Below are 19,407 nucleotides of genomic sequence, written 5' to 3' on the forward strand. Positions count from 1 at the left end.
TTTTACCAGCGGGGAACCTGACTCGCCACATCGCCGCACTGCGCGCGCTGGCGCAGCAGGTGATCCATTAACACAATCGCCATCATTGCCTCGGCGATCGGCACCGCACGGATCCCCACGCAGGGATCGTGACGTCCGCGGGTCACCATTTCCGTCGCTTCACCCTGACGGTTAATGGTTCGTCCAGGCACCATAATGCTGGAGGTGGGTTTCAGCGCCAGATGCGCCACAATATGCTGTCCGCTGCTGATGCCGCCTAAAACCCCCCCGGCGTGGTTGCTCTGGAAACCCTGCGGGGTAATCTCATCGCGGTTTTCGCTGCCGCGTCTGGTCACTACCGCAAAACCGTCGCCAATCTCCACCCCTTTCACCGCATTGATGCTCATCAGGGCGTGCGCCAGATCGGCATCCAGACGATCGAACACCGGTTCGCCCAGCCCGGCGGGGACGAATTCCGCCACCACGCTGACCTTGGCGCCGATGGAATCACCCTCTTTTTTCAGCGTCCGCATCAGCTCATCCAGGGCTTCCAGCTTGTCGGCATCGGGACAGAAGAACGGATTCTGCTCGACCAGATCCCAGTCTTTCAATTCGCAGGTTACCTCGCCGATTTGCGCCAGATAGCCGCGAATTTTCACGCCGTGCCGCTGTTGCAGATATTTTTTCGCTATCGCGCCCGCCGCCACGCGCATCGCGGTTTCCCGGGCGGAAGAACGTCCGCCGCCGCGATAATCGCGCAGGCCGTACTTTTGTTCATAGGTGTAGTCGGCGTGACCGGGGCGGAAAACGTCCTTGATGGCGCTGTAATCCTGCGAGCGCTGGTCGGTATTTTCGATCAGCAGACCAATGCTGGTGCCGGTGGTAACGCCTTCAAACACCCCGGAAAGAATGCGCACCCGGTCGGGCTCGCGGCGCTGGGTGGTATAGCGCGACGTTCCCGGGCGACGCCGGTCCAGATCCTGTTGCAGATCCGCTTCCGTCAGCGGGATCCCCGGCGGTACGCCGTCGACAACACCGCCCAGGGCAATGCCGTGGGACTCACCAAATGTGGTGACGCGGAACAACTGCCCGATACTGTTTCCTGCCATCACAGCTCCTTAGCCTGTACAGATAGGGTTACCATCGCGAATCAGTCGCGGTAAATACTGAAATATTCTTTACAATCAATTAGCTGAGACCTGGTCAGCATAAATACGCCCTCTCCGCCGTTGGCGAATTCCAGCCAGGTGAACGGAATGGCGGGATATTGCTCGATCAGGTGCACCATGCTGTTGCCCACTTCGCAAATCAGCACGCCGTCGTCGCTGAGGTAATCCGGCGCGCTCGCCAGAATGCGGCGCATCAGGTTCAGGCCGTCGCTGCCCGCCGCCAATCCCAGTTCCGGTTCATAGCGGAACTCCTGCGGCAGATCCGCCATATCCTCTTCATCGACATAAGGGGGATTGGTGACGATCAGGTCGTAAGGAATGGCCGGCAGGTCGCGGAACAGGTCGGAGCGAATCGGGGTGACGCGGTATTCCACGCCGTGCTGCTGAATATTTTGCTCGGTCACCGCCAGCACATCGTCGGAGATATCCACCGCGTCGACTTCCGCCTGCGGAAACGCCTGGGCGCAGGCGATGGCGATACAGCCGCTGCCGGTGCACATATCCAGAATATGGCCCGGCGCTTTAGGCAACTGGTCGGCGAAATAATTGCCGATCAGCTCGCCGATGGGCGAACGCGGCACCAGAACCCGCTCGTCGACGTAAAACTCCAGCCCGCAGAACCAGGCTTTATTGGTCAGATAAGCCACCGGGACGCGCTCGTTTACCCGGCGGATAACGCGTTCGACAATACGATGACGCTCGCTGGACGTCAGGCGGGAAATATACATATCCTCAGGAATATCCAGCGGCAGGAACAGAGTGGGAAGCACCAGCTGTACCGCTTCATCCCAGGGATTATCCGTACCGTGACCATAGTAGACATTGGCTGCGTTAAACCGACTGACCGCCCAGCGCAACATATCCTGAATGGTATGTAGATTGCTGACGGCCTCATCGACGAAAATTTTGTCCAAGCTTGTCCTCCGCAGACACATCTGAATGGAAATTGGCGCTGTTACACATAAGAAAGGCATAGTTTGCCATGAACCCCGCGACAAATCAGCAGATATAACCGGCGGAACTATAGGTTGCGACGACTTTTATTTAGCGGCCGCGAAGAGAAAAGGTAAACTGAACGGATATTGATGCGAAGTGAGCGGCCAATGAGTAATAAATATTCGCTGAACGACGAAGAACTGCAGCTTTTTCGTACTTCAGTCTCCGGCACTAAAAAATTACGCCAGGATACCTATATCCATAAGCCGGTTCGTCCCAAAACCGGCGAACTGCCGCCCCGGCGGGCGCTGCGGGAGCAGGCCGATGCCAGCTTTTATTTTTCGGACGAATTTCAGCCGCAGTTGGAAAGCGAGGGGCCGACGCGCTACGTGCGCCCCGGCGCCAGCCACTACGAGTTGAAAAAACTGCGGCGCGGCGACTACTCCCCGGAACTGTTTCTCGACCTGCACGGCCTGACGCAGTTGCAGGCCAAACAGGAGCTGGGCGCGCTGCTTGCCGCCTGCCGCCGGGAACACGTTTATTGCGCCTGCGTGATGCACGGCCACGGCAAACGCATTCTGAAGCAGCAGACGCCGCTGTGGCTGGCGCAGCACCCGGACGTGCTGGCTTTCCATCAGGCGCCCAAGGAGTTCGGCGGCGACGCCGCGCTGCTGATACTGGTGGCGCTGGATGCGCCGTCGCTCGGCTAGCCAGGACGGCGGGAGAGCGGCGCGGCGGCGATTACCTCTTCAGCGCCAGCTGCGCCGGACTCACCTGCCAGTCAAACACGCCGCGCCCCGACGGGGCATCAATGCTCACACTGGCAACGCCCGAGGTGGCGAACATAGGGGCGTTTTCAGCGGAACACAATTCCGCGACCAGATAGCCGACCAGCGGCAGATGCGAGACCACCAGCACCGCTTCCGTCCCCTCTTTGGCCAGGGCTTGCAGATAGCCGCCGACAAAGCCGGCATCGCCGCCGGGGGTCAGCTCGGGCAGGCATTCATCCCCCTCGGGCAAGGGCAATAGCCCCCGGATCGCCTCCAGCGTTTGCCGGGCGCGCAGATAAGGGCTGACCAGAATACGGTCGATATCCAGCTGCTGGTTGTTCAGCCAGCTTGCCATCTTGCGCGACTCATCATAGCCGCGCGCGCTTAAAGGCCGCTGCGCGTCGCTGGCCGCATCAGGTACCGCATCACCATGACGCATAATCAAAACTTGCATATCACACCGCTATTTGACGAACATACCGTAATTAAAAGGCTTATAAAGCAATCAGTCGTTGTATAAGCACACGCTGAAGCAGGACGATAAAGGCTATCACGAAACCATTATCGCCGCCGCCTGATGTAAATTTAACCGTTCGGTAAAGCGCACTTTCTACCTTAGTTGTTGGCTGGGCGTCAACCATTAACCAGCGTCAACCGGCGCATCGCCGGGCGGAGGCGCCGCCGGCGCAACCTCGTCTTTCGCCGGGTAGAAACGCTGCTGATTGTCCCGCATGGCCAGCAGCGCGTCGCAGGGCGCAAACCTGTCGCCATACTGCTGCTGCAATACCTGCAACGTTTTTACCACCGTGGCGATGCCAAGGCGATCCATATAATGGAACGGACCGCCGAGAAACGGGGGGAAACCGATGCCGAACACCGCGCCGATATCGCCGTCGCGCGCGCAGCGGATCACCTTTTCATCCAGACAGCGGGCCGCTTCGTTCAGCAGCAGCATCACGCAGCGCTGGCCGATCAGCGCCGGATCGAGATGCGCTTTCGGGGTCACGTCCAGCAGCGGATAGATGGAAGCATCCACCTCTCTGGCCTTATGCCGTAAATGGAAATAACGTTTCCGGTTATAGCGATAAAACCCTTTGCCGTTTTTACGCCCTTTCCGGCCATCCTTCAAGACGGCGTCAAAGGTGGGGGGCGGGATAAAACGTTCCCCGAACGCCTGACCGAGCACCGGTACGATTTTGGTGGCGACGTCGATGCCGACCTCATCCAGCAGCGTCAACGGGCCGACCGGAAAACCAAAGCGCACCAGGGCATAATCGATCGACTCGACCGGTTCGCCTTCCAGCAGACAATAGGCGGCTTCATTAACGTAGGGCGTCAGGATACGGTTAACGTAAAAGCCCGCGCTATCGGCCACCACAATCGCCGTTTTACCCTGTTTACGCGCCAGCGCCAGCGTGGCGGCAATGGTTTCGGCGCTGGTGTGCGCGTGCGGAATCACTTCCACCAGCGGCATTTTATCCACCGGGCTAAAGTAATGCAGGCCGATCACCTGCTGCGGGCGCCGGGCTTCGGCGGCGATCTGGTGAATCGGCAATGACGAGGTATTCGAGGCAAAGATGGTATGCGGAGCGGCATGGCGTTCCACCTCGTCCACCATCTGCCGTTTCAGCGACAGATCCTCAAATACCGCTTCTATCACCATGTCGCTCTGTTCGAATCCCCGGTAGTCGGTGCCGCCGGAAATCAGGCTCATCAGGCGTTGCCGCTCGGCAGACGACAGACGCCGGCGTTCCACCCGTCTGGTCAGCAGCTGCCAGCTGTAGTTCAGCGCACGGTTGACGCCCTGCTCATCAATATCCTTGATGCGCACCGGCAAGCCGCCGCGCACCGCCGTTACGCTGGCGATGCCGCCGCCCATCAGTCCGCCCCCCAGAATCCCCACCCGGCGGATGGGTTGCGCCGCAGCGCCGGCGGATTCCTTTTTTAACGACGTCGAGGCAAAAAACAGACTGCGCAGCGCGGCGGACTGCGGCGTCATAACCAGCTTGCCGAAGGCGCGGGCCTCCAGCCGGCAGCCTTCGGCCATGCCTTTTTCCATTCCGCGGCGAATCACCTGAATAATCCGCTCCGTCGCCGGGTAATTACCCTGCGTTCTGGCCCGCGTTTTGCGCTTAACGATATTAAAAAACAGCGGCCGGATCGCCGGGCTCGCCAACAGACGGGCGCGCCAGTCCGGCGGCGATGCTTTACGCTTACCCTGCCTGATCGTTTCCAGCGCCGTTTGCAGCAAAATACTGTGCGGCACCGCATCGTCCACCAGTCCCAGTTTTAGCGCCTGCGCGGCGCGGACGTGGCGCCCGGTAAGGATGATATCCAGCGCCGGTCCGACGCCGATCAGCCGGGGTAAGCGCTGGGTGCCGCCGGAGCCGGGCAACAAGCCGAGCTTGACCTCCGGCAGCCCCAGCAGCGTTTTCTCATCCAGCGAACACAGGCGGTAGTCGCAGGCCAGCGCCAGTTCCAGCCCGCCGCCCAGACAGGCGCCGTGAATCGCCGCGACCACCGGGAAAGGCAGCGCGGCGATATAGGCGAAGGTTTCCTGCCCTTTTATGGCCAGCGCCTGCGCCTGTTCGGCGCTGGTACAGCCGTCCAGCATGGCGATATCCGCGCCGGCGATAAACGAATCCGCCTTGGCGGACACCAGCACCAGCCCGCGCAGCGCCGCATGTTGCTGAGCCTGTTCAAGAACCTTGACGATCTGCTCGGCGAATTCGCTTTTCAGCGTATTCACCTTTTCTCCCGGCACGTCAATGGTGACGACGCCGATATTGTCCGGCCTGATAGCAAGGGAAAAAGCCGAAGCCTCGTCAGGGGATGCGGATAACGGTTGCCGATCGTTCATGGCGTCACCTCCAGTACCATTGCGGCGCCCAGTCCTCCCGCCGCGCAGGCGGTGGTCAACCCCAGCCCGCCGCCGCGGCGGCGCAGTTCGTGCAACGTCTGGGTAATCATCCGGGCGCCGGTAGCGGCAAACGGATGTCCGTAGGCTATGGAGCCGCCGAGCACGTTGAATTTCTCCATCTCCACCTCGCCCAGCGGCGCCGCCCGCCCCAATTTGCGGCGGGCGAAATCCTCGCTGGCAAACATTTTCAGATTCGCCAGCGTCTGGGCGGCAAAGGCTTCATGCATATCGATCAACGCCAGATCGGACAACGCCACCCCGGCCCGCGCCAACGCCAGCGGAGAGGCGTAAGCCGGTCCCAGCAACATATCCTGCCGCACGCCGATGGCGCTGAAGGCGTAGCTGAGCAGATAACCCAGCGGGGTAATTCCCAGACTTTTGGCTTTCGATTCGCTCATCAGCACAATCGCCGCCGCCCCGTCGGTCAACGGCGTGCTGTTGGCCGCCGTTACGCTGCCGTGCATGCGGTCAAAGGCCGGACGCAGGCGGGCATAATGCTCCGGCGCCGAGTCGCGACGCACGTTATTATCCTCGGCCAGCGCCTGCCGGTAAGGCGGCACGTATGCCGTCATCACCTCGTCGCGCAGCAGCCCCTCCTGCCAGGCGCGGGCGGCCAGACGATGGGAGCGATGCGCCAGCGCATCCTGCTCTTCCCGCGTAATGCCGTAGGTTTTCGCCATTTGTTCCGCCGTATCGCCCATGCGCAGGCCGGTGGAATATTCCGCCACCGGGGGGGCGACGGGCAGCAAATCCCTGGGGCGCAGCCGGGCGAGCAGTTTAAGGCGCTGGCTCAGCGTGCGGGCTTTGCTGATATCGACCAGGGTTCCGGCGAGGGATTTACTCACCCCGATCGGCAGCACCGAGGAGGAGTCCGCCCCGCCGGCAATCCCCACCTCGACGACGCCCGCCATAATGCTTTCCGCCACGTTGGCCACCGCCTGAAAACTGGTGGCGCAGGCGCGGGATACGCTGTACGCGTCGGTATGCACGCTCATCCCCGTTCCCAGCACGATTTCCCTGGCGATATTGGGCGCCTCCGGCATTTGCACCACCTGACCGAATACCAGCAGTTCGATCAGTTCAGGGTCGATGCCGGTGCGAATAAGCAGCTCATTCACCACGATTTTTCCCAGATCCACGGCCGGCACGCCGTGATAGGCCGTCGCCTGGCGGGCAAACGGGGTACGTAAGCCGCCGACAATCGCCACGCGATCGCCACGACGGGTTATCAGTGGTAACACCTCGCTCATAAACGCTCCCCTGTTAACTGATAAAATCGAGCCTGCGCCCAACAGGTCAGACCTGATCTGATTGTTAACCAGATAGTTACATTACGCAAACCGCGGCGAGGCAAAATGAGAGGGGAAGCGTCCGGCCGGCACCGGGCCGGCTAGTGCGTGCGGTGAAAATCCGCTTTCACCGCCGCCAGCAGCGACGGCTCGGTCAGCAGACGGTAGCCGGACAACGCCAGCGACTGCGCGGCAATCAATAGCGCGCGGTCGCCCCGTTCGGAGACCGACGCCTCGCGAAAAGCCGGCGTATGGCCGACGAGATCGTCCGGACCGATTTTAATATAGCAGTGGCTTACCGGTATAACGTGGCTCACGTTGCCGGCATCCGTGGAGCCCAGACCGTGACGCGGCTGGGCCGACAGCTGTTCGCCCAGCGCGCTCAGTTCCGCGCCCACCACCTCATCCAGCGTGCGGTTGATGATCAGATCCTTGATGGCGTTTTGAAAACGCTCGATCCTTACCGTACCGCCGGTAGCCAGCGCCGCCCCCTGCGCTATCGCCCGGACTTTTTCGCTTACCGCCAGCGTGCGCTGCCAGGTCGAGGCGCGGATATAAAAGCGCGCGGCTGCATACTCGGGGATAATGTTCGGCGCATCGCCGCCATGGGTGATAATGCCGTGGATGCGCACATCGCCGGGCAGCTGCTGGCGTAACGCGTTAATACCGGTAAAAAGCTGGATCACCGCATCCAGGGCGTTAACGCCCTCCTCCGGCGACGCCGAGGCGTGGGCCGCCCGCCCGGTAAAATGAAAATCCAGCGGATCGACCGCCAGGCTGGCGGACGTCAGCCGGGTTTTACCGGAAGCATGGATCATCAGCGCGGCGTCGATATCGTCAAACAGGCCGGCGTCGGCAAAGCTGCCCTTGGCGCTGCCGTTCGGCCCGCCCTCTTCCGCCGGCGTGCCGAAGACCCAGACCTCGCCTCCCGTCTGATCGATAACCTGTGACAACGCAACGGCCGCCGCCACGCTGCCGGTGCCAATCAGATTATGACCGCAGGCGTGACCCAGCCCCGGCAGCGCGTCATATTCCGCCAGATAACCAATGCGCGGCCCGCTATGCCTTTCCCCTTTGCGGGCGATAAACCCGGTTTCATGCCCGGCGATATTCTGGGTGATGCCAAATCCCGCTTCACGCAGCACGTCGACCAGCGTTTCGGCGGCGAAAAATTCCTGATTACCGATTTCCGGCCGGGCGTGAATCTGATGGCTGACCTGCAGATAGCGCCGGGCGGAACGTTCAATATGGGACCGAATCTGTGCCCGGTGACGGGCGGCATCCACTGTACTCATCTTTGCAACCTGTTAGCGAACGATAATCTTGAAATTAAATAGAATCACAGAATTATCTGCCAGTGATAAAAATAGCTATCCTATTGCAATTGTTGGCTAAAGCAGCGGGCCGCGCACAGGCGTCGGTAAACGCCGTTGACGCGCCCGGCGCCGCCGATAGTGAGAATAGTGCGGGAGAATGGCGTGTTGCGAGAGGAGAATCCGACGGGCGGGCATCAATATACCCGCCCGCTTTCAGGTTGCGGGTATGCCGGCTTCCCGCGCCTGGAAATTTAGCGGCCAACCGCCGCGGCGAGCATGCAATAAGGCCGCTTAACGTAGCCCAAGCTGGAAAATCATCGTTTCAGCCTGGCAGCTGAAGGTGAAATCAATGTCCAGCTTCACGCCGCCGTCCACGCTTTCCAGCCGGCTGTCGATCTGGCAAGGGTCCGACTCCACCGAACGGGCTTTATCCGTCAGCGCTTGCAGCGTTGCCTCGGCCTCGGCCCGATCGGTAAAGACTTTGCTGTAAGACGCGGTGCAATCGGTGTTATCCATCACCGTGCCAACGTCCACGCAGCAGCAGGCGGCGGTTTCTTCGGCAGAACATTTGTTTATGGCGTTTGTCATCATTTCTTCCTCTATACGGCAGAGATCTGTACAACGGCTATGATCCGATTCAAAAAAGCTTACTTTCCGTTCTATTCTACTCACCGGTTCAGTTCAGCACTAGAACTTACTGCCCGCCGGGGCATTTAGTGAGAGCCGTCACATTCCATTGTTATAGCAGGGTAAAATCTCGCTAATTCTCGCCGTTAAAATCAACCAAAATGTTAAGCAGATCTTATTTCTGTATCAATTAAGACATATTTTAACTACATACATGCAACATTTAAATATTCCCCACATATACTTTGGCAACTGGTCCGATTTGCCAGATTGAGAGCGCCCCCTACAATGCGCGTCCCTTGTTACCTCATGTAACAAAGTTAACTCACGAGCACATAAAGAGGTTTTGGTCATGAGCCAAAAAAACCGGTTAAAACAATCCGCATTTGCTGTTGCAGTGGCACTGGTTTCAGCAAACGCGTCCGCGGCTGGCTTCCAGCTCAACGAATACTCATCGTCAGGTCTGGGACGCGCGTTTTCCGGTGAAGGCGCCGTCGCGGATAACGCCGCCTCCGGCAGCCGTAACCCGGCGACCATGACGCTGTTTGATCGTCCCTCTTTCTCCGGCGGCGTGACCTATATCAACCCGGATATTGATCTGAACGGTTCAAGCTCATCCGGTCAAAACGCCGATGCCAAAAACATTGCGCCCCATGCCTGGGTGCCGAACCTGCACTTTGTTATGCCGCTTAACGACCGGTGGGCCATCGGCGCCTCGGCGGTGACCAATTACGGTCTGGCGACGGAATTCAACGACAATTACGTCGCGGGCTCCATCGGCGGACAGACCGATCTGGTGACCTCCAACCTGAACCTGAGCGCCGCGTATCGCCTCAATCAGCACTTCAGCTTTGGTCTGGGGGTAAATGCGGTGTACGCCGATGCGAAAATCGTTCGCCATGCGGGGGAGCTGGCGCCGGCGCTTGGTTTACAGCCCTCTTCCGAAATCTCTCGCCTGGAGGGGAAGGAGTGGGGCTACGGCTGGAACGCCGGTATTCTGTATGAAGTGGATGAAAACAACCGCTACGGCCTGACCTACCGTTCCAAAGTCGATATCGATTTTAACGGCGATTACAGCAACGACATCCCTGCCGCCATCGGCGGCACCGGGGGAGCGACCATCCCTGGCAAACTGACGCTGAATCTGCCGGAAATGTGGGAAGCGTCGGCCTACCATCGCGTGGCGCCCAAGTGGGCGGTGCATTACAGCCTGGCCTACACCAGCTGGAGTCAGTTCCAGGAGCTGAAAGCTACGGGTAATAATGGGCGGACGCTATTCCAGAAAGAAGAAGGTTTCCGCGACGCCTACCGTATCGCCCTGGGCACCACCTATTATCATGACGATAACTGGACCTTCCGCGGCGGCATCGCCTTTGACGACAGCCCGGTTCCCGCCGACAAGCGCTCCGTCTCCATTCCGGATCAGGACCGTTTCTGGCTGAGCGCCGGCACCACCTACGCCTTTAATAAAGACGCGTCGGTGGACGTCGGGGTTTCCTATATGCACGGTAAGAAAGTCACCATCCGCGAGTCGGATCCCGTGGGGGCAAACACCTATACCTACAGCTCTGAAGGCAAGGCCTGGCTGTATGGCGTCAACCTCAACTACGCGTTCTAAACCCGCGCTTCATCAACGAAAAAAGGCCGCTTGCGCGGCCTTATCAACGCTATAACACGCCGTTATTCCGGTTTTACTTCAATATAGTTCAACTGCAGGGTGCCGCTGGTGTAACTGCGGATCTTATTGGTCAATTCAATATTGCCGTCCAGCGTCTGGCCGTAGGAAGGGATAATTTCCTTCAGCTTGGCCTGCCATTCCGGCGTCGCGACCTTATCTTTAAAGACCGTTTTCAGCAGGCTCAGCATGATCGGCGCCGCGGTGGACGCGCCCGGAGATGCCCCCAGCAAGGCGGCGATGGAACCATCCTGCGAGCTGACAATCTCGGTGCCCAGCTTCAGCACGCCGCCTTTATCCCCATCTTTCTTGATGACCTGTACGCGCTGTCCGGCGATGACCAGTTTCCAGTCCTCTTTCTTGGCGTCGGGGAAATATTCCTTCAATGCCGCGTAACGGTCGTCGTCATCCATCATCACCTGGCTAATCAGATATTTAACCAGATCGAAATTATCCAGCCCCACCTTCGCCATGGGTAAAACGTTGGACAGGGTAACCGAATCGACCAGATCCCACAGCGAACCATTTTTCAGGAACTTGCTGGAAAATGTGGCGAACGGCCCGAACAGCAGCACCGGCTTGCCGTCGAAAATACGGGTGTCCAGATGCGGAACCGACATCGGCGGCGCGCCGACGGACGCTTTGCCATAGACTTTCGCCAGATGGCGTTTCACTATTTCAGGATTTTCCGTTACCAGAAACTCGCCTCCGACCGGGAAACCGCCGTAGCCGTCAGCTTCCGGAATACCGGATTTCTGCAGCAGCTGCAACGCCGCCCCGCCCGCGCCGATAAAGACAAACCTGGCCTTGACCACGCTCTCTTTCTCGCCGTTTTTCAGATCGGCGTAGGTGATGCTCCAGGTGTTATCCGCATTACGTTTGATATCGCGCACTTCAGAATTGAGATGCAGGGCGAAATTCTGCTTTTTCTGCAGAGAACCCACCAACTGGCGGGTAATTTCGCCATAGTTTACATCCGTGCCGATGGGCATACGGGTGGCGGCGATTTTCTGCGCCGGGTCGCGGCCTTCGATAATCAGCGGCGCCCACTCTTTGATGATGTTCGGATCGTTGGAGAATTCCATACCGCGGTATAGCGTGCTGTGCTGCATCGCTTCATAGCGGCGCTGCAGGAAGCGGGAGTTTTCATCCCCCCACACAAAGCTGATGTGCGGCACGCTGTTAATAAAGGAGTGCGGATCGTGAAGCACGCCGTTTTTAACCTGATGCGACCAGAACTGGCGCGATATCTCGAAGGCTTCGGTGATCTCTACCGCTTTACTGATATTGACCGGGTCGCTTTCATTCTCAGGCTCCGGCGTGTAGTTCAGCTCCATAAAGGCGGAGTGGCCGGTGCCGGCGTTGTTCCAGCCGTTGGAGCTCTCTTCGGCGACATTATCCAGACGTTCGATCATGTCGATCGACCAGTCGGGCTGAAGCTCCTGCAAATAGACGCCGAGCGTCGAGCTCATAATACCGCCGCCAATCAGCACCACATCCGTGGTTTTGTCCGCGGTGCCGTTTTCTTGCGCCGTCGCCAGTGGGGCAACCCCAACCATGCTCAGGCATAAAATCATCGTGAGTAGTTTTTTCATGCTTTTATCTCTATTCATTGAATTTTTATAATTGCAGGCAAATAGACTTTTCGGACATCCCTTGTCGTCAGCAAGACCCTGCTCCTTTCATATCGAAAAACCATCATTTCATGACCTTTTTGTTAATGCGGTTTTTAACAAAAAAATCAGTTGGCTGACTCTTTTCAGCATCATAAGGGGCATCAGCTCTGGCCGGCGACGCAACATTATTGTTATCTGGGAGGAGAAAAGAAATTTTTGTAAGTAAATAAACAATCAACAATGCAATAACTTTTACGAAACAAACCGACTAATACCCCAATGGGAAACAAGTTTAGCAGCATTTTATAAAAGCTAAAGGCGCCCGCAGGTCATTGACAAAGTTCGTTATTAGGGAGAGCGTGGCGAGGGGTCGTAGCGGCGTAAGCCGCCGGAGAGCCCCTCGGTACGGTAGGCCCGGGTATCTCAGGCTCATAGGCGACTCTGTCAGCACCCCCTGGCGCCCGCGGGCGCCTTTAGTCGGCACGACAATAACGCCTCGCTACTGGGGGGAGTCAATCTCGCCAAGCGAGTCTTCAATCGCCGCCGCATTGGGATTTATCGGCGCGGTGAGCTGCCCGTCGCCGGCCAGAAAATCATGCCGCTGGAAATAGGCTTCGCGCACCATCAGGTAAGGATCGGAAGAGTTACGCAGTATTCCGTCGGAATCCAGCAGCTGCGCCCGCGTTTCCAAACCTTCCAGCACCCATTTACCCGCCGACATCCAGAATGTCAGGTAGCTCAGCGCCGGATAGAGCGTATCGACGTAACCGCCGCCGTCTTCACGGATGGTGACGCTGCCATAGCCGGGCAACACCACGTACGGCCCATATCCTACGCCGTAATTACCCAGCGTACTGCCGAAACGGCGAGGCTCCTCTTTTGCCAGTTTGGGGTTCGCCATTGACGCCACGTCAATCAGACCGCCCATTCCCAACAGGGTATTGAGGAAGAAACGGTTAAAATGAATCATCGCCTTGTACGGCTTACCTTCGACAAAGTAGTTCACCATTGCCGCGGGTTCGGACAGGTTGCCAAAAAAGTTGTTCAGCCCGTTGCGCGCCGGCGTCGGCACGTAATCACGCCACGCCACGGCCGCCGGCCTTACCAGATAAGGGTCCAGCACGTTGTAGTTAAAGCTGAACATGGAACGGTTGAAACCTTCAAGCGGGTCCGAACGCCCTTCTTGAGAGCGATCCCCGGAACTGGCGCAGCCAACGAGCAATACGCTGGCAAACACCACCCCACTCAGGCGGTAATTCATATCTGTTCTCCCTGTTTATCTACGTTCTACCCGTCATACGTCAAGCCACAGGTGCGTTGGCTGCGCCCAGTCCAACCGGCTGAAAAGCAAGGGCGGAATATCGGCCAACAGTGTAACATTTTATTGCTTCGCTTCTACTTCGGCTTGTGTATTCCTGTCTTTTCGCACAATTGTCAGACAACTCTCAATACTCCCTCCACGGGGAAAATACGGCCGGTCCGCTCGATTTCACCGCGCCCGACGCACGCTCCCCCCGCCAGCATGACAAAATCATAGCATAGCCTGCCGCCGGACGACCGCCGCTACCGGATATGTTGAAAATGGCTACGCTATAACCATCAGCAGAAAAACAGAGGGAACAGAGATGAACCAACCGTCAGCGAAAAAGCCTATCCATAAGGAAAAAGCCAAGCCACGGAATGATGATAACGAAGTGGAAAGCGAAGAAAAAAGCCAGGGAAAAGAAATCGAGATTGATGAAAATATCCTGCCCTCGCCCGCCGCCGCCATCCATGAAGAGATCCGCCAGGAAGGACAGAAAGAGCTGGAGCGTGACGCCATGGCGCTGTTCTGGTCGGCCGTCGCCGCGGGCCTGTCCATGGGGACGTCGTTTATGGCCATCGGTATGCTGCACATCAATCTGGTGGGCGTACCCGGCGCTTTTTTGCTGCAAAGCTTTGGCTACACCATTGGTTTCGTCATCGTTATTATGGCGCGCCAGCAGTTGTTTACCGAAAACACCGTGACCGCAGTACTGCCTATCATGCAAAACCCGGCGCGGCATAACTTTTATCTGCTGTCCCGGCTATGGGGGCTGGTGTTGGGCGGCAATCTGGCGGGTACGGCGCTGGCGGCGCTGGCATTCACCCATATGCCCGTTTTTGACGGCGCCACCCGCGATGCGTTAATCGAGCTTTCCCTGAAAGTGATGAAAAACTCGCCGGGTGAAATGTTCTCCAACGCGGTGGTGTCCGGCTGGATTATCGCCACCATGGTGTGGATGCTACCCCGCTCCGGTTCAGCCAAAATATGGATCATCATCATCATGACCTGGCTGATCGCCTTCAGCAACCTCACCCACATTGTCGCCGGCGCCTCGGAAATATTTTATCTGGTGTTTATCGGTCAAATCGCCTGGCAGGATTTTCTCTGGCCTTTTGCGCTGCCGACGCTGGCCGGCAACATTATCGGCGGCACCTTTATTTTCGCCCTGATAAGCCATGCCCAAATCCGTAACGACATGAGCGGCCAAAACAAGAAAGCGCCGACGGACGGCGGGAAAAAACCGACGACGGGTAAAAAAGCGGCCTGAGTGCTGACACTTTGAGCAAACGAGCGGTCAGGTGCTTATTATCGGAGCCAAAATGCGTATAATGGCTCCGCGCTAAGTCCCCGTAGTTAAACGGATATAACAAGCCCCTCCTAAGGGCTAGTTACTGGTTCGATTCCAGTCGGGGACACCAGAACACTCTCTTATACACTCTCCAATCGTCTAAAAAATCCTTTAAAAACAATAAATACAATCAAACCCCTGTCTTAACTGATGCCATAAAATCTTGTAGAAGCTATACACATATGCGTATAGAATCGTGTATACACTCAGTTCGATCTTTTTCTTATACACATGCTGCTAACCGATCTAAAAATAAAGAAGGCGAAAGCCCAAGACAAACCCTACACACTCAATGACGGCAACGGGCTGTCTTTACTGATTGATACCAAAGGGACAAAGGGCTGGCGCTTCCGCTATCGATTCGCCGGTAAGCCTAAACTCATTTCGTTTGGCACTTACGATACCGTGTCCCTTGCCGACGCTCGTAAGAAACGTGATGAAGCCAGAGCCATGTTAGGCAACGGTATTAATCCCAGCGACGCCCGTAGAGCGAATAAGCTCTCTTTGCAGTTCTCTACGGAAAACACCTTTGAAGTAGTAGCGAGAGAATGGCACACCTCAAAACTCGCTACCTGGTCAGAAGGATATGCCAAAGAAGTTATACACTATCTGGAAAAAGAAATTTTCCCGTTCCTGGGTAAACGCCCGATAGACCAGATCACACCGCTTGAACTCTTGTCCGTTCTGCAAAAGATCGAAAAACGCGGGGCATTAGAGCAAGCCAGTAAGATCCGACGCCGCTGTGGTGAAGTATTCCGCTACGCGGTGGTAACGGGTCGCGCTATGTATAACCCAGCACCGGATCTGGCCAGCGCCATGAACAAGCCAAAGAGCAATCATTTCCCGTTCCTCACCGAAAGTGAACTACCCGACTTTGTTAAGGCACTCAATAATTACCAAGGAAGCCAGATCACCAAATATGCTACTCAGCTTTTAATGCTGACCGGAGTAAGAACCATTGAATTACGCTCGGCTGAATGGGCTGAGTTTGATTTAGAGAATGCACTATGGGAGATCCCCAAAGAACGTATGAAGAAACGCCGCCCGCATTTGGTGCCGCTATCCACGCAGGCAATTGCTATTCTGAAAGAACTGAAAGTGCTTACGGGATATTATCAACTGGTTTTCCCTGGCCGAAATGACACCAGAAAACCGATGAGTGATGCCGCCATTAATAAAGTGATCAAGATGTTGGGTTATCACGGCAGGCTTACCGGTCATGGCTTCAGGCATACCATGAGTACCATTTTGCACGAACATGGATTTAACAGCGCATGGATTGAAACCCAACTTGCACATGTTGATAAAAATTCCATCCGTGGAACTTATAATCATGCGCAGTACTTATCAGGTAGGAAAGAAATGCTTCAATGGTATGCTAAAAAGGTTTTCAACTAAGCCTTAGTAACCTGCATCTTTAACATCAGTTTCAATCTCTTTAACCTGTTTTGAAATTCTTTTCTTAAAATGATAATCAATTTCTAATGAAGTCATATTTTCTGTTTTCTTCTGAAAATAATGATTTAGTACAAATGTTTTTTGATCCTCTGTATACTCATCAAAATTAGGGACATATTTTGTCTCTCGTCTATTATGCTTTATTTGAAAGTAAGTACGTAAAAAGGATTTCAAATTAACATTCACATTGAATCTTTCGCATAGGTTCTTTAAGAAGTCATCAAGTTGATGAAGAAGTGTTTTATCATCCATTTCTGAAAAAAAATACATCCATCCCTTAGATTTATTCTGGAAGATACAGCCCGTAATCCTTAAATTAAGCCTCCATTCCAAGAACTCTTCACTCTTTAGCTTAGAGTGTTTATAACCTGTAAATATCGCCAATAAAGATTCACGAAGTCGTTCTATAGATCCCGCTCGTGCTGACACAGTATTATTATTGAAATAATATCCCAGGTATCCAAAACTATCTTTACCTAATAGCCCAACGCTTGATTTTTCAGGTTCCTTCTGCGGGTCATAAACTTTTAGTTTTATCATTCTGAATCTTTTAATTATATCTCGAGATATTTCTTGCACATCCTTTTTATCACAAAGGACGAACACATCATCAACATATCTAAAATATTTAATCCCCGCTTTATTTGAAAAGTACTTATCTATATTTGATAGATAGATCGTAGCCAAAATATTGGAGATTGAAAGACCCTGAGGAACCCCTATAGTTGAAGGCTTATCTTTTTTACTCGCTTTAGATACTGTAGGAGATTTTATAGCGCTTTCAATTAATTTCAATATACGCTCATCACGAATGTTTTTTCTCAATCTACTGATAAGTTTTACGTGATCGATTGATGGATAAAAATTAGCAACATCAAATTTTATAAATGAATTAAATTTATTGGAAGAGATTTCCGCCTTTAACTCTCTAATCATATTTTGAGGCAATTTAAAACTAATTAAATTTTGATACTTTAATTGCAAAAAATTACATAGCGCTTTTAACGCAATCTTATCTCTTATTGTTGGTATTGATATTTCTCGTGGAGGTTTCCCTCTCCCTTTACTAATAAGTTTAAGTTTATATTTACTGAAAATATAATTAGATGATAACACTTTCCTATTAATAATTTCTAATTGCTCATCTAAAATTGGCCAAAGCAATTGGTGAGACATATTATCAATGCCAGTTGCGGCCGAAAGAGACACTTTTTTTAAATATATATCTTTAAGATAATCAACGTTATAATGTGAATCAAAAACCTCTACAACTTTCATTTCATGCGACCCTTAATAACCAAACAGCCAAAAACGGGAAGAAAAATAGAAATATTATAGATGTAGAATTTCTCAGTTTTATAAAATTAACTTTGCATGCCATTTTATCAGATGGTGCTTTACTTACTTTAGTTTTATCGCTCGCATTGTTATATTCATCAACCACTGCTAAATAAAAATCTTTCTCTTGATGATTTTCTGATATGGATAGGACGGCTTGATAATCTTTATCCAAAAGAGCATAGTCAGGATTCTCACCACGAGATCTAGTATAAATAATGCTGAGTTGTTCATAGCACTGTTTTACTAACAAAGCTCTTCCTTTGAAATCCATATTATTTATAAATAATGTTGCTACCAAAACCAGTACAGAAAGCGCAACCATTGTTGCAGACTCGGTTTGAGTTATTGTGCCAACTGGTAATACCAAAGTATAAATTGAATAACAAACCAAAAATATTGAATACCACAATAGAAAAAATTGAGAGTAAAAATTTAGATTTAGAAGCCGTACCTCAGTTTTTATTCTGGCTTTCTTAGTCCACCAAATCTTATCTGAAAAATCACTCATCATTCACCCCTTGAAGGCCGAGGCGCCTTAAGTAGTATCGTGTAACGCCTGTAAACAGACTAGTAGAACTAGAGGACAAGCCTCCCAAAATTAGTTGCACCCAGTGGGCTGGATGATCGCAAAGCGATACGCCTCACTAAAAATGATACTACTGTTTTTAATTAAAAAAAACCAAAAACTGACAAAATCGGCACTACACCGCACCCGCCTGCGGTTTTCGGATCATAAAATTTTTTCAGTTTTCATTTTCTACAAACCAACCCGCTAGCCCGCGCCGTGGCTGGGCTGGTGCGCTCCGGTGCCAACTGAAATCATTGAAACAAATCTCAGCTTTTTTCAGTTTTGTCGTTTTTCGTCAATTCTACAATCGGCAAAAAATTACGCTATCTCTTTGAATTTAAATACACAATGCGATTTTGCGTGGCATGATGAAAAAAATTAGGCGAGAAAGACAGTGCGCCGCCGTTCCGGCAATCCCTTGCCGGACGGGGCTTACAGACGAGTTGTGATGTTGGAATAACTGAAAAAATGAGAACGGTCAATGCGGCGTTACGCGCTTTATTTCTCCCCAATTTTACGTCGCACCACAACCAGGGAATTTTCCGGCTCGTCCACGTTTTCGGCCTTTTTGTCGTCCTCCTGCGCCTGCCTCAGCATGTCGATCATCTCTTTGCGCTTATCCGGCGCGATACCGTCTATCACGCTCTTGATCACATGCCCGTGGGTTTTGGCGCTGGGGCTAAGGGTATGTGAGAACGTCATATTCATCACAAAGGTATGCCCGCATTCCACATCGGTACAGGCACAGTAAATATCAGAGATATGCGGGTGCTTCCGATGGGTTTTCTTCACCCTGGCCACCGTGCCGCATTCCGGGCAGTAAACACGCATTATCCTCATGTCGCTCACTCCTTCCATTCTGTTAACCCCGCCCGCCAGAAATAAAGCCTTAACGGACGGCCATTTTTAATATGTTTATCTTCTCTGCGTGTGGTAACAGCGGTAACACTGGTAACAGCTTTGATATAAAAGACTTTTCTCTGTTACCACTGAATTTTCATTACTGGTAACAGCGGTAACAAACTGCTTTTTGTTACCAGTGTTACCACTGACCTTTATTCACTGGTAACACGTTCAGCCCTTGTTCCG

The 19,407-nt window shown here is 53.9% G+C and carries 16 protein-coding genes and 1 tRNA gene; 5 read left to right on the plus strand and 12 right to left on the minus strand.

Annotated features, from left to right (window positions below):
• Positions 1–2: 2 nt before the first annotated feature.
• On the minus strand, positions 3–1,088 hold the full coding sequence (gene aroC, locus MFP24_RS19445) for a chorismate synthase (protein WP_249231928.1): 1,086 nt from the start codon (positions 1,086–1,088) through the stop codon (positions 3–5).
• A 41-nt stretch (positions 1,089–1,129) separates the two neighbouring features.
• Positions 1,130–2,062 carry a 50S ribosomal protein L3 N(5)-glutamine methyltransferase gene (gene prmB / locus MFP24_RS19450; protein ID WP_249231929.1) on the minus strand — a complete coding sequence of 311 codons (933 nt, stop codon included), beginning with the start codon at positions 2,060–2,062 and terminating at the stop codon, positions 1,130–1,132.
• 189 nt (positions 2,063–2,251) lie between these two features.
• Here prmB and smrB point away from each other — a divergent pair, with 189 nt between their 5' ends.
• Entirely contained in the window at positions 2,252–2,794 is a 543-nt protein-coding gene (gene smrB, locus MFP24_RS19455; RefSeq protein WP_249231930.1) for an endonuclease SmrB, read from the plus strand.
• Between the two features lie 31 nt (positions 2,795–2,825).
• Here the strand turns inward: smrB and sixA are convergent, their stop codons facing one another.
• The 5 genes from sixA to MFP24_RS19480 form a co-directional block, all read right to left on the minus strand.
• Complete coding sequence (gene sixA / locus MFP24_RS19460; protein ID WP_249231931.1) at positions 2,826–3,308, minus strand: phosphohistidine phosphatase SixA; 483 nt, start codon at positions 3,306–3,308, stop codon at positions 2,826–2,828.
• Between the two features lie 186 nt (positions 3,309–3,494).
• Positions 3,495–5,714, minus strand: a complete 2,220-nt coding sequence (gene fadJ / locus MFP24_RS19465; protein ID WP_249231932.1) for a fatty acid oxidation complex subunit alpha FadJ — start codon at positions 5,712–5,714, stop codon at positions 3,495–3,497.
• On the minus strand, positions 5,711–7,024 hold the full coding sequence (fadI, locus tag MFP24_RS19470) for an acetyl-CoA C-acyltransferase FadI (protein WP_249231933.1): 1,314 nt from the start codon (positions 7,022–7,024) through the stop codon (positions 5,711–5,713). Before fadI ends, fadJ begins: the two co-directional genes overlap by 4 nt.
• Positions 7,025–7,164: 140 nt before the next feature.
• Complete coding sequence (locus tag MFP24_RS19475) at positions 7,165–8,358, minus strand: M20 family metallopeptidase (RefSeq protein WP_249231934.1); 1,194 nt, start codon at positions 8,356–8,358, stop codon at positions 7,165–7,167.
• A gap of 312 nt (positions 8,359–8,670) precedes the next feature.
• Positions 8,671–8,967, minus strand: a complete 297-nt coding sequence (locus MFP24_RS19480) for a YfcZ/YiiS family protein (protein WP_136166561.1) — start codon at positions 8,965–8,967, stop codon at positions 8,671–8,673.
• A 391-nt stretch (positions 8,968–9,358) separates the two neighbouring features.
• On the opposite strand from MFP24_RS19480, the gene fadL reads away from it, so the two are divergent.
• A complete protein-coding gene (gene fadL, locus MFP24_RS19485) occupies positions 9,359–10,624 on the plus strand; it encodes a long-chain fatty acid transporter FadL (RefSeq protein WP_249231935.1) in 1,266 nt (421 codons plus the stop codon).
• 62 nt (positions 10,625–10,686) lie between these two features.
• On the opposite strand, the gene mqo is transcribed toward fadL, so the two are convergent.
• Complete coding sequence (gene mqo, locus MFP24_RS19490; protein WP_249231936.1) at positions 10,687–12,276, minus strand: malate dehydrogenase (quinone); 1,590 nt, start codon at positions 12,274–12,276, stop codon at positions 10,687–10,689.
• A 520-nt stretch (positions 12,277–12,796) separates the two neighbouring features.
• Positions 12,797–13,558, minus strand: a complete 762-nt coding sequence (gene mlaA / locus MFP24_RS19495) for a phospholipid-binding lipoprotein MlaA (RefSeq protein ID WP_249231937.1) — start codon at positions 13,556–13,558, stop codon at positions 12,797–12,799.
• Between the two features lie 364 nt (positions 13,559–13,922).
• Here mlaA and MFP24_RS19500 point away from each other — a divergent pair, with 364 nt between their 5' ends.
• The 3 genes from MFP24_RS19500 (at position 13,923) to MFP24_RS19510 (ending at position 16,349) form a co-directional block, all read left to right on the plus strand.
• Positions 13,923–14,870 carry a formate/nitrite transporter family protein gene (locus MFP24_RS19500; protein ID WP_249231938.1) on the plus strand — a complete coding sequence of 316 codons (948 nt, stop codon included), beginning with the start codon at positions 13,923–13,925 and terminating at the stop codon, positions 14,868–14,870.
• Positions 14,871–14,946: 76 nt separating this feature from the next.
• Positions 14,947–15,021 (plus strand) — tRNA-Arg (locus MFP24_RS19505).
• A gap of 161 nt (positions 15,022–15,182) precedes the next feature.
• Entirely contained in the window at positions 15,183–16,349 is a 1,167-nt protein-coding gene (locus MFP24_RS19510) for a tyrosine-type recombinase/integrase (RefSeq protein WP_249231939.1), read from the plus strand.
• A 3-nt stretch (positions 16,350–16,352) separates the two neighbouring features.
• On the opposite strand, the gene MFP24_RS19515 is transcribed toward MFP24_RS19510, so the two are convergent.
• From MFP24_RS19515 to MFP24_RS19525, 3 genes are all read right to left on the minus strand, one after another.
• A complete protein-coding gene (locus MFP24_RS19515) occupies positions 16,353–17,687 on the minus strand; it encodes a reverse transcriptase/maturase family protein (RefSeq protein ID WP_249231940.1) in 1,335 nt (444 codons plus the stop codon).
• A gap of 1 nt (position 17,688) precedes the next feature.
• On the minus strand, positions 17,689–18,258 hold the full coding sequence (locus tag MFP24_RS19520) for an SLATT domain-containing protein (protein ID WP_249231941.1): 570 nt from the start codon (positions 18,256–18,258) through the stop codon (positions 17,689–17,691).
• Positions 18,259–18,816: 558 nt separating this feature from the next.
• On the minus strand, positions 18,817–19,158 hold the full coding sequence (locus MFP24_RS19525) for an Ogr/Delta-like zinc finger protein (RefSeq protein WP_009112021.1): 342 nt from the start codon (positions 19,156–19,158) through the stop codon (positions 18,817–18,819).
• Positions 19,159–19,407: the final 249 nt, after the last annotated feature.

This window comes from Brenneria tiliae (assembly GCF_023347575.1).
In the GTDB taxonomy this organism is placed as follows: domain Bacteria; phylum Pseudomonadota; class Gammaproteobacteria; order Enterobacterales; family Enterobacteriaceae; genus Brenneria; species Brenneria corticis.

Excerpts from the sequence above, each read along its gene's own strand:
- aroC (WP_249231928.1), bottom strand. The coding sequence starts at position 1,088 with ATGGCAGGAAACAGTATCGGGCAGTTGTTCCGCGTCACCACATTTGGT.
- smrB (WP_249231930.1), top strand. The coding sequence starts at position 2,252 with ATGAGTAATAAATATTCGCTGAACGACGAAGAACTGCAGCTTTTTCGT.
- sixA (WP_249231931.1), bottom strand. The coding sequence starts at position 3,308 with ATGCAAGTTTTGATTATGCGTCATGGTGATGCGGTACCTGATGCGGCC.
- fadJ (WP_249231932.1), bottom strand. The coding sequence starts at position 5,714 with ATGAACGATCGGCAACCGTTATCCGCATCCCCTGACGAGGCTTCGGCT.
- fadI (WP_249231933.1), bottom strand. The coding sequence starts at position 7,024 with ATGAGCGAGGTGTTACCACTGATAACCCGTCGTGGCGATCGCGTGGCG.
- MFP24_RS19475 (WP_249231934.1), bottom strand. The coding sequence starts at position 8,358 with ATGAGTACAGTGGATGCCGCCCGTCACCGGGCACAGATTCGGTCCCAT.
- MFP24_RS19480 (WP_136166561.1), bottom strand. The coding sequence starts at position 8,967 with ATGACAAACGCCATAAACAAATGTTCTGCCGAAGAAACCGCCGCCTGC.
- fadL (WP_249231935.1), top strand. The coding sequence starts at position 9,359 with ATGAGCCAAAAAAACCGGTTAAAACAATCCGCATTTGCTGTTGCAGTG.
- mqo (WP_249231936.1), bottom strand. The coding sequence starts at position 12,276 with ATGAAAAAACTACTCACGATGATTTTATGCCTGAGCATGGTTGGGGTT.
- mlaA (WP_249231937.1), bottom strand. The coding sequence starts at position 13,558 with ATGAATTACCGCCTGAGTGGGGTGGTGTTTGCCAGCGTATTGCTCGTT.
- MFP24_RS19500 (WP_249231938.1), top strand. The coding sequence starts at position 13,923 with ATGAACCAACCGTCAGCGAAAAAGCCTATCCATAAGGAAAAAGCCAAG.
- MFP24_RS19510 (WP_249231939.1), top strand. The coding sequence starts at position 15,183 with ATGCTGCTAACCGATCTAAAAATAAAGAAGGCGAAAGCCCAAGACAAA.
- MFP24_RS19515 (WP_249231940.1), bottom strand. The coding sequence starts at position 17,687 with ATGAAAGTTGTAGAGGTTTTTGATTCACATTATAACGTTGATTATCTT.
- MFP24_RS19520 (WP_249231941.1), bottom strand. The coding sequence starts at position 18,258 with ATGAGTGATTTTTCAGATAAGATTTGGTGGACTAAGAAAGCCAGAATA.
- MFP24_RS19525 (WP_009112021.1), bottom strand. The coding sequence starts at position 19,158 with ATGAGGATAATGCGTGTTTACTGCCCGGAATGCGGCACGGTGGCCAGG.